The organism is Janibacter alkaliphilus, assembly GCF_013408565.1.
Classification (GTDB): Bacteria; Actinomycetota; Actinomycetes; order Actinomycetales; family Dermatophilaceae; genus Janibacter; species Janibacter alkaliphilus.
Map to the genome: position 1 here is coordinate 3,268,785 of NZ_JACBZX010000001.1, position 13,403 is coordinate 3,282,187.

11 protein-coding genes and 2 tRNA genes are annotated in these 13,403 nt (G+C 73.8%); 5 read left to right on the forward strand and 8 right to left on the reverse strand.

Features of this window, described 5'->3' with window-relative positions:
• Nucleotides 1-25 precede the first annotated feature (25 nt).
• Nucleotides 26-1,471 carry a DUF1731 domain-containing protein gene (locus tag BJY28_RS15455; protein ID WP_179463784.1) on the forward strand — a complete coding sequence of 482 codons (1,446 nt, stop codon included), beginning with the start codon at nt 26-28 and terminating at the stop codon, nt 1,469-1,471.
• Nucleotide 1,472: 1 nt separating this feature from the next.
• On the opposite strand, the gene BJY28_RS15460 is transcribed toward BJY28_RS15455, so the two are convergent.
• Entirely contained in the window at nt 1,473-2,006 is a 534-nt protein-coding gene (locus BJY28_RS15460) for a pentapeptide repeat-containing protein (RefSeq protein WP_179463785.1), read from the reverse strand.
• A gap of 115 nt (nt 2,007-2,121) precedes the next feature.
• Here BJY28_RS15460 and BJY28_RS15465 point away from each other — a divergent pair, with 115 nt between their 5' ends.
• On the forward strand, nt 2,122-3,279 hold the full coding sequence (locus tag BJY28_RS15465; protein ID WP_246313430.1) for a macrolide family glycosyltransferase: 1,158 nt from the start codon (nt 2,122-2,124) through the stop codon (nt 3,277-3,279).
• Nucleotides 3,280-3,373: 94 nt separating this feature from the next.
• Here the strand turns inward: BJY28_RS15465 and ettA are convergent, their stop codons facing one another.
• The 5 genes from ettA to BJY28_RS15490 form a co-directional block, all read right to left on the reverse strand.
• A complete protein-coding gene (gene ettA / locus BJY28_RS15470) occupies nt 3,374-5,056 on the reverse strand; it encodes an energy-dependent translational throttle protein EttA (protein ID WP_179463786.1) in 1,683 nt (560 codons plus the stop codon).
• Between the two features lie 78 nt (nt 5,057-5,134).
• Nucleotides 5,135-5,668 carry a single-stranded DNA-binding protein gene (locus tag BJY28_RS15475; protein WP_179463787.1) on the reverse strand — a complete coding sequence of 178 codons (534 nt, stop codon included), beginning with the start codon at nt 5,666-5,668 and terminating at the stop codon, nt 5,135-5,137.
• 167 nt (nt 5,669-5,835) lie between these two features.
• Nucleotides 5,836-7,482, reverse strand: coding sequence for a YfjP family GTPase (locus BJY28_RS15480; protein WP_179463788.1), 1,647 nt, complete (start codon nt 7,480-7,482; stop codon nt 5,836-5,838).
• On the reverse strand, nt 7,479-9,203 hold the full coding sequence (locus tag BJY28_RS15485; RefSeq protein ID WP_179463789.1) for a GTPase domain-containing protein: 1,725 nt from the start codon (nt 9,201-9,203) through the stop codon (nt 7,479-7,481). Before BJY28_RS15485 ends, BJY28_RS15480 begins: the two co-directional genes overlap by 4 nt.
• 109 nt (nt 9,204-9,312) lie before the next feature.
• Nucleotides 9,313-9,386 (reverse strand) — tRNA-Arg (locus tag BJY28_RS15490).
• An 81-nt stretch (nt 9,387-9,467) separates the two neighbouring features.
• On the opposite strand from BJY28_RS15490, the gene BJY28_RS15495 reads away from it, so the two are divergent.
• Nucleotides 9,468-10,142, forward strand: coding sequence for a 4'-phosphopantetheinyl transferase family protein (locus BJY28_RS15495; protein WP_179463790.1), 675 nt, complete (start codon nt 9,468-9,470; stop codon nt 10,140-10,142).
• Nucleotides 10,143-10,148: 6 nt separating this feature from the next.
• Here BJY28_RS15495 and BJY28_RS15500 read toward each other — a convergent pair whose 3' ends face one another.
• Nucleotides 10,149-11,288, reverse strand: a complete 1,140-nt coding sequence (locus BJY28_RS15500) for a PrsW family intramembrane metalloprotease (RefSeq protein WP_179463791.1) — start codon at nt 11,286-11,288, stop codon at nt 10,149-10,151.
• Nucleotides 11,289-11,578: 290 nt separating this feature from the next.
• Here BJY28_RS15500 and orn point away from each other — a divergent pair, with 290 nt between their 5' ends.
• Entirely contained in the window at nt 11,579-12,196 is a 618-nt protein-coding gene (orn, locus tag BJY28_RS15505) for an oligoribonuclease (RefSeq protein ID WP_343037151.1), read from the forward strand.
• A 64-nt stretch (nt 12,197-12,260) separates the two neighbouring features.
• Here the strand turns inward: orn and BJY28_RS15510 are convergent.
• Nucleotides 12,261-12,336, reverse strand: a tRNA-His gene (locus tag BJY28_RS15510).
• A gap of 130 nt (nt 12,337-12,466) precedes the next feature.
• On the opposite strand from BJY28_RS15510, the gene BJY28_RS15515 reads away from it, so the two are divergent.
• Entirely contained in the window at nt 12,467-13,390 is a 924-nt protein-coding gene (locus BJY28_RS15515; RefSeq protein ID WP_179463792.1) for a copper resistance protein CopC, read from the forward strand.
• Nucleotides 13,391-13,403 lie beyond the last annotated feature (13 nt).

Consider the following 13,403-nt stretch of genomic DNA (forward strand, 5'->3'; position numbering starts at 1 on the left):
GGCGCCGTCGTGCCAGACTCCGGACATGCCTTGGACCCGCACCACCAGCACCGTCATCGCGCTCCCTCCGAAGGACATCTGGGCGGTCGTCGCCGACATCACCCGCTGGTCGCAGTGGCAGCCTGCCGTCGCCCACGCCCGGCTCGACGGGCCGCTGCGCCTGGGGGTGACCGGAGCGTACGGCCTGACGCACCGCGCCTTCGGTCCGTTGCACGCACGCACCGCACCACCGCTGGAGGTCACCGCGCTCGAAACCGGACGGATGCTCGAGATCACCCAGCCGAACCCGGCCGGGGCGATGACCGTGCGCTGGGTGGTCGAGGCCGACGTCGTCGGCACCCGGCTGACGCAGACGGTGACCGCGAAGGGGGCCACCATGCCAGCGGTCGTCGCTGGGGTCGCCGCTGCGCTCGCCCGAGACTTCGGGCTCAGCGCGCTGCGTCTGGCCCGGCTGGCCGGTCTCACCGACGACCCCGCGCTGCTGCGGGTCGTCGTCGCCGGCGGCTCCGGCGCCCTGGGGCGCCTGCTCGCGAGCGACCTCGCCTGCCGCGGCCACCGGGTGAGCCTGCTCACCCGCCGCCGCGACGACCGGCTCCCCCTCGAGCAGATCGTCTGGGACGGGCGCACCGTGGGTTCGTGGGCGGACGCCCTGGAGCGAGGCGACGACGACCGGGCCGGGGTCGGCCTGGTCAACCTCGCGGGGCGGCTCGTCGACGTCCGCCCGACGAGCGCCAACATCGCGTCGCTGCGGACCAGCCGGGTCGACTCCACCCACGCGCTGGTCGAGGCCAGCCAGCGGACCGACCACCCGCTCGAGGTCTGGGTGCAGGCCTCCACGACCGCCATCTGGTCGGACGCCGGCGAGGCCCGGCTCGACGAGACCAGCCCCCTGCCCGACCCTGGACTGCCGCAGATGACCGGCGTCGCCCGTCCCTGGGAGAAGGCGACCGACGGGGCGCGAGCCGACCGGCTCACCCTGCTGCGGACCTCGATCGTCCTCGACCGGGATGCGCCCGCGCTCACGATGCTCGCCCGCCCCACCACCGCCGGCCTCGGCGGTCGGGTCGGGAGCGGTCGCCAGTGGTTCAGCTGGATCCATCGTGACGACTGGGTCCGGGTGTGCCGCGCCGCGCTCGGTCTCGATCCCGCCGTGGCGCTGCCCGACGGGCCGGTCGTCGCCGCGGCACCGCACCCGGTGCGCAACGCCGAGCTCATGGCCGCGCTGCGCAGGACGTTGCGGCGTCCGGCCGCTCCCCCGACCCCGGGCGCGCTGCTGCGCATCGGAGCGGTCGCGCTGCGCAGCGACCCGGCCCTGGCGCTCACCGGCCGGCACTGCACCTCGACGGTGCTGGCCGAAGCGGGCTTCACCTTCGAGCATCCGACGATCGACGAGGCGCTGGCCGACCTGTACGACGCCACCTCGGCGAGCGGTGCGCCGAGCACGAGGGCGACGCCCGACCCGCAGGACTGAGTCAGTCGACGACGACGCCGAAGGGGGCGAGCAGGTCGAGAGCCGCGGCCGGGTCGATCCGCAGACCACGGGCGTCGTTCTCCCGCAGGTCGATCGACATGCCGTTACTCCCGCGCAGATCGGTCCCGGACAGCCGCGTGCGCACGAACCGTGCCCCGGACAGGTCGCACCCGGCCAGCACCGCCCGGGTGAGGTCGGCCTCTGCGAGGTCGACCCCGGTGAGCCGGCAGTCGGTGAACCGCGCCTCGGTGAGGTCGACGCCCCCGAACGACGAGTCGTCGAGCCTGCTGTCGGTGACGACCCACGGATCGGCGACGAGCCCGGCCGGCCGGACCATCCCCCAGGCCACGCCGAGCGCCTTGCAGCCGACGAGTCGCAGACCCGAGATCCGCACGTCAGCGAGGTTTGCCCGGCTGAGGTTGCACCGGGTGAAGGTGCAGTCGACGAGCTCGACGCCGCGCAGGTCTGCAGCCTCGAGGTCGAGGTCGGCGATCTCGACACCGTCGAGGACCGCCCCGGGGCGCAAGAGATCCACGCCCTCACGCTAGCGGCCTCCACCGACGCCGACGCTGACCCGCCGACCATCGATACCCACGGTGCGCCCTCAGAATCCGGTGGCGTCTCGACCGGTCGTCGGAGAGCATCTGCCCATGGCCCACATCGTCATGGTCGGCGTCGACGCGATCAGCCACACCCTGCCCAGCCTGGAGATCCTGCGAGAGCTCGTGGGCCGCGGTCACCGCGTCCGGGTCGTCAACGACCCCGAGCTCCGCGACCTCATCGAGGGGACGGGCGCCGAGCTGATCCCGGCCACCTCCACCCTGCCGAAGGGGGCGTGGCCCGAGGACCCGATCGGGGCCATGCGGATCTTCTTCGAGGACGCGGCCCAGGTGCTCGACCAGGTGCGCGCAGAGCTGGACCGTGACCCGGCGGACCTGTACCTGGCCGACATCGGCGGCTACGCGGCCCGGGTGATGGCCGAGCTGCAGCGGCGCCCCTTCGTCCAGCTCTCCCCTACCTTCGTCGCCTGGGAGGGGTACGCCGAGGAGGTCGGTGCCCCGATGATGGCCCTGCCCGGGGCCGACGCCTACCGGGCGGACTTCCGGGCCTGGCTGGAGCGGGAGGGCGCCACGACGACGGACCCGGACGACTTCGCCGGGGTGCCTCCCCGGGCGCTCGCGCTCGTGCCCGAGGCGATGCAGCCGAACGCCGACCGGGTGGACCACGACCGGGTCACCTTCGTCGGACCGTGCACCGGGGACCGGACGGACCAGGGCAGCTGGGAGCGGCCGGAGGGCGCCGATCGGGTGGTGCTCGTCTCGCTCGGCTCGAGCTACACCGATCAACCGGAGCTCTACCGGCAGTGCCTGTCGGCCTTCGGCGGGCGTGACGGCTGGCACCTCGTGCTCCAGATCGGTCGCCACGTCGACGAGGACGCGCTCGGCGAGATCCCGGACGGCGTCGAGGTGCACCGCTGGGTGCCACAGCTGGCGATCCTGCGTCAGGCGGATCTCTTCGTCACCCACGCCGGGATGGGCGGCAGCAGCGAGGGGCTGCTCACCGCCACCCCGATGATCGCGGTGCCTCAGGACGTCGATCAGCTCGTCAACGCCGACACCCTCGTCGGCCTCGGGGTGGCGCGGCGGATCGAGACGGCCGACGCGACCGCGGAGCGGCTCGTCGCGGCAGCCTCCGCTCTGCTCGACGACCCGGAGGTGGCCGCGCGCCTGGCCGAGCTGGCCCACCAGGCCCGCGCCGAAGGCGGGACCGTGCGTGCGGCCGACCTCCTCGAGGCCGAGCTGGGCTGAGGATCGACCCCAGCCGCTCACCTTGTCCGCATCTCCCTAGGTTGCAGGCTGAGGGGATCCAGCTGCCTAGGGAGTTGGGGGTTCGGGAGGTGGGTCAGTCGCGGGTGAGGCGGCGGTGGGTAACCCGGTGGGGGCGGGCCGCCTCGGCGCCGAGGCGCTCGATCTTGTTCGCCTCGTAGGCCTCGAAGTTGCCCTCGAACCAGTACCACGCGGCCGGGTTCTCGTCGGTGCCCTCGTAGGCGAGGATGTGCGTCGCCACCCGGTCGAGGAACCACCGGTCGTGGGAGATGACCACGGCGCAGCCGGGGAAGTCGAGCAGCGCGTTCTCCAGCGAGCCGAGCGTCTCGACGTCGAGGTCGTTCGTCGGCTCGTCGAGCAGCAGCAGGTTGCCGCCCTGCTTGAGGGTCAGCGCGAGGTTCAGCCGGTTGCGCTCACCACCGGAGAGCACGCCCGCCTTCTTCTGCTGGTCCGGCCCCTTGAAGCCGAACTGGCTGACGTAGGCGCGGCTGGGGATCTCGACGTTGCCGACCTGGATGTGGTCGAGCCCGTCGGAGACGACCTCCCACAGCGACTTCTCCGGGTCGATGCCGCCGCGCCCCTGGTCGACGTAGCTGATCGAGACCGTGTCGCCGACGTCGACCGTGCCGCCGTCGGCCTCCTCGAGACCGACGATGGTCTTGAAGAGGGTCGTCTTGCCGACACCGTTGGGGCCGATGACACCGACGATGCCGTTGCGCGGCAGGGTGAAGGACAGGTCCTCGATGAGCACCCGGTCGCCGAAGCCCTTCTTGAGGTCGGTGACCTCGATGACCTTGCTGCCCAGGCGCGGGCCCGGCGGGATCTGGATCTCCTCGAAGTCGAGCTTGCGGGTGCGCTCCGCCTCCGCAGCCATCTCCTCGTAGCGCTCCAGCCGGGCCTTGTTCTTCGTCTGGCGGGCCTTGGGGTTGGAGCGGACCCACTCCAGCTCGTTCTTCAGGCGCTTGGCGAGCTTGGCGTCCTTCTTGCCCTGGACCTGCAGGCGCTCCTGCTTCTTCTCCAGGTAGGTCGAGTAGTTGCCCTCGTAGGGGTAGAGCCGGCCGCGGTCGACCTCGGCGATCCACTGCGCGACGTTGTCCATGAAGTACCGGTCGTGCGTCACGGCGACGACGGCGCCCGGGTAGCTGGCCAGGTGCTGCTCCAGCCACAGCACCGACTCGGCGTCGAGGTGGTTGGTGGGCTCGTCGAGCAGCAGCAGGTCGGGCTTGCTCAGCAGCAGCTTGCACAGCGCCACCCGGCGACGCTCACCACCGGAGAGGACGGTGACGTCGGCGTCCGGCGGCGGGCAGCGCAGCGCGTCCATGGCCTGCTCGAGCTGGGAGTCCAGGTCCCACGCGTCGGCGTGGTCGATGTCCTCCTGGAGCTTGCCCATCTCCTCCATGAGCGCGTCGAAGTCCGCGTCCGGCTCGGTCATCAGCTCGGAGATCTCGTTGTACCGGTCGAGCTTGGCCTTGATCTCCCCGGCGCCCTCCTCGACGTTGCCGAGGACGGTCTTCTCCTCGTTCAGCGGCGGCTCCTGCTGCAGGATGCCGACGCTGGCGCCGGGAGCGAGCTGCGCCTCGCCGTTGCTGGGCTGGTCGAGGCCGGCCATGATCTTGAGGATCGTCGACTTGCCGGCGCCGTTGGGACCGACCATGCCGATCTTCGCGCCCGGGTAGAACGACATGGTGACGTCGTCGAGGATGACCTTCTCGTTGTGCGCCTTGCGCGCCCTGACCATGGTGTAGATGAACTCGGGCATGGGGGCAGGCTATCCACTCCGCACCCCCGCGCCGAATCCGCCGGACGCCGCGTGGTCACCGACCCGCCAGCCCCCTCGTCAGGCCGGGACCTGCTGCCACCCCCGACCGTCCTCGTCCTCGTCCAGGGGCGGCGGGGCGTCCTGCGCACCGGGCTCGTCCCGCTCCCCCGGGCGGTCCGACCCGGAGTCCACCGCAGAGTCCCCCGCGGTGTCCTCCGCGTCGCCGCCCGGACCTCCGTCGGCGCTGCCGAAGCGCACCGCCTTCTCGTACCGGGTGGTGCCGAAGGTGAGGTCGTGACCCACCGAGAACGCCTCGATGTCCACCGAGCTGCCCCAGGACCCGTCGGAGCGCTGCCAGGAGCTCACCTGCTGGCGGCCATGGACGATCACCGGGTCGCCCTTGCGCACCGAGGCGTGGGCGTTCATCCCCAGGCTGCGGTAGGTCGCGACGTTGTAGAAGCTCGTCCCGGCGTCGACGAAGACCCCCTCCTTCGTGCGGCGCCGCACCGTGCTGGCCACCCGGAAGGTGGTGAACTGCAGCCCGGCCCGGGTCTGCCGGTGCTCGGGGTCGGCCACCACCCGGCCGACGACGGTCACGCTCGTCTCGTTCATCTGCTGCCTGCCTCTCGCTGGCCGCCCGCCCGTGCGGCGGGCCGCGTACGCACGAGACTGCCGCGCAGCCGCCCCGCGGCGCTGCCCCCGGCGTTCAGCTGTGGACGGCCCGACGGGCCGAGCCGGGCCTGTGCAGAGGTGTCCGGAGCAGGGCCTGTGCAGGGGTGTCAGGAGCGGGCGCGGGCGATGCCCTCGCGCGTCACCTGGTGCCGCTGCAGGACAGCCTCGACCGGCTCGATGACCGAGCCCTGGGCCACCTCGGCCACCGCGGCCCGCAGCCGCTTCTCGACCGCCCGCGCCCGGCGCCGGGCGCCGACCGCGGCGAACCAGCGGGACAGCGCGGCCAGCAGCAGCCCGCCGATCAGGCCGCCGAGGAGCAGCAGCGTGGGCAGCGCCACCGGCCCCACGTCGGGGGTGGGCAGCTCGGGCAGCTGCAGCCAGGCCACGACGCCGACGACGAGCAGCCAGAGCAGGCCGACGACCGCGGCCAGGGCGAGCGCCACCTGCAGCGCGCCGACGAGCGACCACCACCGCGGGTTCTTCTCGCGCAGCGGGGTGCGCAGCACCGCCTGGTCCAGCTCGTCGGCGAGGTCGTCGTCGTGCGGCCGGGCGGCGTCGCTGACGGCGTCGGCCCATCGCGGCGGCAGGCCGGCAGCGGCCGACTCGCCGAGGCGTCGGGCAGCCAGGTCGACCGCGGCGCGCGCCGACGGTGCCGGCGGCGGGATCGAGGACCGACCGACGACGGCACGGACGTCGGCGACGCTGACGTCGCCCCCGGTCCCCTGGTCCAGCCGCAGCCGCTTCAGCGGCGCCGGGCGCAGTCCCTGCACCCACCGGGTGAAGGGCCAGCCGGTGCGGGCGTGGGCCTCGCGGCGCACGTCCCGGGCGACGGCGTCGACGACCGTGGGCACCCCGGCGGTCCGGGCGAGGGCGTCCACCAGCGCATCCTCGGGCAGGTCGCGGCGGCTCGGCTCGTGCTCGGCGACCGAGCCGTCGAGCCCCTCGGCGGCGGTGCACAGGTCGGCGGCCAGCCGGTGGCGGGTGGCGTCCTCACGGGCGACCGCGGAGGCCAGCCGCTCGCGCAGGGCACCCAGCCCGTCGCCGGTGGGCACGGCGGTGGTGAGCACCTCGGCGTCGGTGAGACCGTCCCGCTCCAGCAGCCGCCGCAGGTCGACGACCACCGGCTCGACCCCGTCGGCGGGGAGCCGGTCGGCCTGGTTGAGGACCACCACCGTGACCGCGCCGTAGGCCCGCAGCACCGCGACGTACTCGTCGTGCAGCACGGCGTCGGCGTACTTCTGCGGGTCGGTGACCCAGACGAAGACGTCGACGAGCTCGAGCACCCGGCGGGCCTCCTCCCGGTGCGCGCTCTCCCGGGAGTCGAAGTCGGGCAGGTCGACGAGCACCAGCCCGTCGAGGTCCCCGGTCTGCTCGGCCGGCACCTGGTGCCGTCGTCCGACGGAGAGCCAGTCCAGCAGCTCGCCGGCCGGCTCCTCGCCCCAGACGGCCGCGGTCGGGGTCGAGGTCGTCGGCCGGCGCATCCCGACCTGGGCGACGTCGTCGCCGACGAGCGCGTTGAAGAGGGAGGACTTGCCGGAGCCGGTGGCCCCGGCGAGGGCGATCACGGTGCGCCCGCCGACGAGGGCGGTGCGCTCGCCCACCTTCGTCACGACCTCGCCGGCCGCGGCCGCCGGGGCCGGTTCGAGGAGATCGCCACCGGCGGCCAGCGCCTCGCCCAGGGCGGCGGCGCGGACCCCCAGGTCGTCGACCGAGGGAGCGGACGACTCGCGGCGGCGCAGGCTCGGCGGGGTCATCGGACCTCCTGGACGGCTGCCGCGGCCTGCTGCAGCCGGCGCACCTGGGCCTCGCTGACGGTGGCCTCCTTGGCGGTGGTGGCGTAGCGGTCGCGCTCGGCGGCGAAGAGCTCCTGCACCCGCTCCTGCAGCAGGGTGCGCGCGCGGGCGGCCATCTCGCGGACGGCCTGGTCGCCGAAGATCGCCTCGAGCACCTTCTGCGCCAGCGCGGTGGTGCCGCCGGCGATGGCCACCTCGGGGGCGACGAGCACGCCGCCGGTGTGGGCGAAGGAGACGAGCATGAGGAAGAGGCCGATCCCGTTGACGCCGTAGGCGGCCACCCGGGCGTTGGTGCGGCGGTCGCCGCCCTCGGCGCGCACCAGATCGAGCACGTCGCCCTGCCAGTCCCGGACCAGCCGCTCCACCTGCTCGGCGAGATCGGGCGAGGAGCCGCGCAGGTCGGGCCGGGCCTGCAGCAGCGCGGCACCGGCCTCGCTGCCGCTCCAGGTGCGGACCACCGCCGCCGAGGCGGTCTCGGCCTCGGCCTGCAGCAGCGCCGCGACCCCGGTCTGCAGCGCCTCGTCCAGCTCCTCGGCGGGCCGCTGCGAGCCGGTGACCGCCGAGGTGATCCGGTCCCGCAGGCGGGAGACGCCGTGCTCGACCTTCTTGAAGAGCTCTCCGGTGCCGACGAGCTCCTGCCAGCGGGCGAGCACCTCGCCGCGCAGCAGGGTGCCGTCCTTCATCCCGGCGGTGACACCCTCCTCGGCCTCGTCGTAGGCGTCGAAGGCGGCCTGCTCCAGGCCGGTGGTCTGCTCCCGCTGGGCGGCGACGGCGGCGACGACGTCGTCGGTGCGCTCGTCGAGGGAGCGCAGCGCGCCGTCGAGGGTCTGGTGGACGATGATCGTGCGGGCCCGCTGGTCGCCGGCGAGCGCGGTCAGCCAGGACCGCAGCCGCTCGATGTCCTTCTCGGGGATGAGGCCGTCGGCGCTCACCTCGGTCTCCGGGATGGTGAAGACCGGTGCGGTCTCCAGGCCCTGCTCGCGCAGCATGTCGGTGAGGTGGCCGCGCACGTCGGCCATGGCCGGCCGGTCCACCCGGTCGAGCACGATCGCCACCGCGGTCCCCCGCTCGGCCGCCTGGCGCAGCAGCGCCCACGGCACCGCGTCGGCGTAGCGCGCGGCGGTGGTGACGAAGAGCCAGAGGTCGGCGGCGGCGAGCAGCTGGCCGGCGAGCTCGCGGTTGGCCTCGACGACGGAGTCGATGTCCGGGGTGTCGAGCATGGCCATGCCGGCCGGGAGGGTGTCGGAGGGGACGAGCCGGACCGTGCCCGGCTGCGGCTCGGTGGCCGCGTCGCCGCTGACCCGGGCCAGGGTCGGCAGCACCCGGGAGTCGGTGAACCAGCGGGCGTCCTCGGGGTGGTGGATGAGCACCGGCGAGGTGGTCGTCGGCCGGATCACGCCGGGGGTGCTCACCTGGCGGCGGAGCACGGAGTTGACCAGGGTGGACTTGCCGGCACCGGTCGAGCCGCCGACGACCGCGAGCAGCGGGGCGTCCACCGAGGCGAGCCGGGGCAGCACGTAGTCGTCGAGCTGGTGGAGCAGCGCGGTGCGCTCGGCCCGGGCCTGCTGCGTCGAGGGCAGCTCCAGCGGCAGGTCGGCGCGCTGCAGCTCGTCCCGCAGCGCCGTGACCCGAGCCAGCAGCGCCGCCGGGTCGGTCGCGTCTACGGTGCTCGCCCTGGCCATGGCGGCAGCGTAAACGAGCGCCCGGGGGCATCCGGACCCGACGCACCGGCGCGGGCGGCGACCGTCCGGACACGGTCGACCGGGTGACGACCGCCCGGGCGGTCACGAGCGCCCCCGGCAGGACTCGAACCTGCGACCTCGGGATTAGAAGGCCCTTGCTCTGTCCAGCTGAGCTACGGGGGCAGCGCCGCGCGGCCCCCGTACCGCGGGCCGCCTCGACCCGATGCAGTGTAGTGAGCATCACGGACCTGACATGATGCGGCCATGCCGGTGGAGGTGGTCGTGCGCGAGGCGGCGGTCGTGGAGGACCCCGCCCTGCTCGACGTGCTCGACGAGGCCGAGCGCGCCCGGGCGGCGCGCAAGCGGCGGCCGACCCCCTTCGTCACCGCCCACGCGGTCTCCCGGCGGCTGCTCGGCGACCTCGTCGGCGCCGACCCGCGCTCGCTGACCTTCGTGCGGCGGTGCACCACCTGCGGCTCGGAGAGCCACGGCAAGCCCAGCCTGGTGGACAGCCCGTGGGGCTTCTCGCTGAGCTACACCGGCGGCCTGGTGGTCGTCGCCGCGGCCCTGAACCACGGCGTCGGGGTCGATGTCGAGGAGCTCGACGAGGCCGACTTCGCCGACTTCGACCGGGTGACCCTGGCCGCGCCGGAGTCGGCGCACCTGGCCGGCCTGACCGGCGAGGCGCTGCTCGAGGCCCGGGCCCGGACCTGGGCGCGCAAGGAGTCGATCCTCAAGGCCACCGGGCACGGGCTGGTCGTCGACCCGACCGAGGTCGTCGTCTCGGCGCCGGGCGAGGCGCCGGCGCTGCGCGACTGGCTCTCCGAGAGCACGCCCCCGGCGCAGCTGGCCCTGGCCGACGTGCCCCTGGACTCCCCCTCGCACCGGGCGGCGGTCAGCGTCGTCGGGGCGGCCGAGGTGACGGTCCGCCGCGGCTGAGCCGGCTCAGCCGATCGAGCGGCCGGAGAACTGCTGCCGGCGCAGGGTGAGCCACTCCAGCAGGGCCCGCTCGTGCTCCAGGGTCTGCTGGTCCGGCGTCCGGCGCTGCATCCGGGCGCGCAGCAGCGCCAGCTCGCTGGCCATGTCCTGGAAGGCGCGCATCGAGCGCACCGCGCCGCTGCCGCCGGAGCGGCGGGCCCAGCCCCGGGCCCGCCGCCGCTCCCCCGTCGAGGCGAGCATCGCCACCTCGCCCGGGGTGAGCCAGCCGGCGTCGACGTAGGCCGTGAGCTGCTGGCCGATGATCTTCCCCTCGCGCTGCCGTGCCCAGATGATGAAGGCGATGTAGGCGACGAAGACGACGAAGCCGGTGCCGTAGCCGACGACGAGGCCGGCGAACGTGCCGGTGGAGGCGCTGAGGTTCCACAGCCCGTGCAGCAGCACCGCCAGGCACCAGCCGAGGAAGGGGGCGATGATCCGCACCCCCCAGGAGCGGCTGGTCGCCGCCATGCCGACCCCGATCCCGGTCATCGAGGTGAAGATCGGGTGCAGGAAGAGGCTGGTCCCGCGGAAACCGAAGACGATGAGCGTGTCGACGATGGCGCCCGTCTCGGTGTAGACGCGCGCGAAGTAGAGGATGTTCTCGGTGAAGGCGAAGCCGCCGGCGACGATGCCGGCGTAGACGACGCCGTCGACGATCCCGTTGAAGTGGCGTCGGCGCACCAGCAGCACGAGCAGCAGGAAGGCGCCCTTGAAGGTCTCCTCGGACAGCGGCGCGATGAGCACCGCGCTGAGGGTCTCCGCCGACTCCGGGGTGGTGTAGCCGACGAGCACCGAGCCGCCGACGGTGTTGACGACGAGGGCGAGCAGGGTCGAGCCCAGCGCACCGTAGAGGAAGGCGCTGACCAGGTAGCGCCACGGCTCGGCCTCGTAGCGGTCCAGCCAGATGAAGACCGGCAGCACGAAGGCGAGCGGGATGAGCGCGAGCACGGCGGCCATCAGGGTGGTGCGGATGCCGTAGCCGAAGCCGAAGAGCACCGCGAAGACGAGCGCCGCCAGCAACGACCCGACGACGACGAGCGCCCCGAGCACGTAGGTGCGCAGCACCGGGCGCGAGGTCGGGTTGCCCAGGGGCTGGGGCGTGTACATCGCGCCGTAACCCGTCGGGGCGCCGACGGGCTGCCCGTGGCGCGGACCCGCGGGGTGGGGCTGGTGCGGGCCGACCGGGTATCCCGGTGGTGGACCCTGCGGATAGCCCGGAGGCGGGGTGGGCGCGGATCCGCGGTGGTAGCCGGGCGGGGGCGCCTGGGGCGGTGGGCCGGGCTGCTGAGGCCATCCCCCCGGGGGTGGCTGCTGGGGCCAGCTCATGCGGGCAGGCTAGTCGAGCAGCGCCCCGGCGAGGTCGGGGACGTCGGTGACGGTGACTACAGTGGGTGCGCGTGACGACGACGGAGCGCGCCCAGACCGACCGCATCGTGTGGATCGACTGCGAGATGACCGGCCTGTCCCTCGAGGACGACGCCCTCATCGAGGTGGCCGCGCTGGTCACCGACTACGAGCTGAACCAGCTCGGCGAGGGGGTGGACGTCGTCGTCCGTCCGAGCGAGGCCGCGCTGGAGCAGATGAACGACTTCGTCCGCCAGATGCACACCAGCTCGGGCCTGCTGGAGCAGCTGGCCGGCGGGACGACGCTGGCCGACGCCGAGGCGCAGGTCCTCGCCTACGTCCGCGAGCACGTCCCCGAGCCTGGCAAGGCTCCGCTGGGCGGCAACACCGTGGCCACCGACCGCGGCTTCCTCGCCCGGGACATGCCGGCGCTGGAGTCGCACCTGCACTACCGGATCATCGACGTCTCCTCGATCAAGGAGCTGGCCCGGCGCTGGTACCCGCGGGCCTACTTCCAGTCCCCGGAGAAGGCGGGCGGGCACCGCGCGCTGGCCGACATCACCGAGTCGATCGCCGAGCTGCGCTACTACCGCGAGGCGGTCTTCGTGCCGCCGCCCGGACCGGAGAGCGAGCAGCTCAAGGAGATCGCGGCGAAGTACCGGGTGGGCTGAGCCAGATCCCCGCCCCGACGCAGCGCGAAGGCCCCGGAGAACCATCTCCGGGGCCTTCGTCGTCTGGGGTGAGCGACGGGACTTGAACCCGCGACCCTCGCGACCACAACGCGATGCTCTACCAGCTGAGCTACGCCCACCATGAAGCCGCGCTCGTGGCGCGGCGGCGACCACTGTACCTGCTGCGAGACGGTGCTCCGAACCACGCGTGACGGGGCGCGCCGGACCCCTTCCAGAGCAGACCGACGATGCTCAGGCACGATGGGCTGCGTGACCCGCGCGCACCGCCCCGACCACCGTCCGTCCCTGCACGCCAGGGGCGCCGCCCTGCTCGCGACCCTGCTCGTGGCCGCGCTGACCGGGCTGCTCTCGGCCGCACCGGCCACACCGGCCTCGGCGCACGCCGCGCTGCAGGCATCCAGCCCGGCGGACGGAGCTACGATCACCGCGGTCCCGCCGGAGATCATGCTGCGCTTCAACGAGCCGATCGGCACCGACTTCGCCCGGGTCACCGTGACGAAGGGCGGCGCCTCGGCCCATCAGGGATCGGTCGAGGTCGACGGCAACACCGTCTACCGGCCGATCAACCCCAGCATGAGCCAGGGCGACTGGACGGTCTCCTACAGCGTGGTCAGCGAGGACGGGCACCGGGTCAGCGGCTCGGTGAGCTTCACCTACGACACCACCTCCGGGCGCGGCTCGACGCCGGACAGCACCGGGGGCGGCGGCTCTGGCGCCGGGTCCACCGGCAACGGCTCGGGCAACAGCGCCAGCAGCTCCGGCGGCGGCTCGACCGGGGGCGGCTCGAGCTCGTCCGCCCCGACCTCGAGCGCCTCCAGCTCGGCCGAGGCGCCGGCGGCGCCCAGCTCCAGCGCCAGCAGCTCGGCGGAGCCGACCAGCCAGGCCCCGAGCTCGACGAGCGAGCCGAGCAGCACCTCGTCCAGCCCGTCCTCCAGCAGCAGCTCGTCCTCGGGCTCGGCCACCGACGGGGAGAGCCCGCGACCGCTAGCCGAGGGCAACGACGAGACCGCGGCCGACGAGGCGAGCGACGACTCCGGGGTGCCGTGGTGGGTGTGGGTGCTCGGCGCCGCGGTGCTGGTCCTGGCGCTGATCGTCGCCCTGGTGGCCCGGGCGCGGCGTCGCGGCGACCACGACCAGGACGAGCGGATCGACCTGGAGAGCTACCGCGGCTGAGGCTCGGGGGCGG

Coding starts and splice junctions, on each gene's coding strand:
- BJY28_RS15480 (WP_179463788.1), bottom strand. CDS start 7,482: ATGACCCCGCCGAGCCTGCGCCGCCGCGAGTCGTCCGCTCCCTCGGTC.
- BJY28_RS15500 (WP_179463791.1), bottom strand. CDS start 11,288: ATGTACACGCCCCAGCCCCTGGGCAACCCGACCTCGCGCCCGGTGCTG.
- BJY28_RS15485 (WP_179463789.1), bottom strand. CDS start 9,203: ATGGCCAGGGCGAGCACCGTAGACGCGACCGACCCGGCGGCGCTGCTG.
- BJY28_RS15475 (WP_179463787.1), bottom strand. CDS start 5,668: ATGAACGAGACGAGCGTGACCGTCGTCGGCCGGGTGGTGGCCGACCCC.
- BJY28_RS15465 (WP_246313430.1), top strand. CDS start 2,122: ATGGCCCACATCGTCATGGTCGGCGTCGACGCGATCAGCCACACCCTG.
- BJY28_RS15455 (WP_179463784.1), top strand. CDS start 26: ATGCCTTGGACCCGCACCACCAGCACCGTCATCGCGCTCCCTCCGAAG.
- ettA (WP_179463786.1), bottom strand. CDS start 5,056: ATGCCCGAGTTCATCTACACCATGGTCAGGGCGCGCAAGGCGCACAAC.
- BJY28_RS15495 (WP_179463790.1), top strand. CDS start 9,468: ATGCCGGTGGAGGTGGTCGTGCGCGAGGCGGCGGTCGTGGAGGACCCC.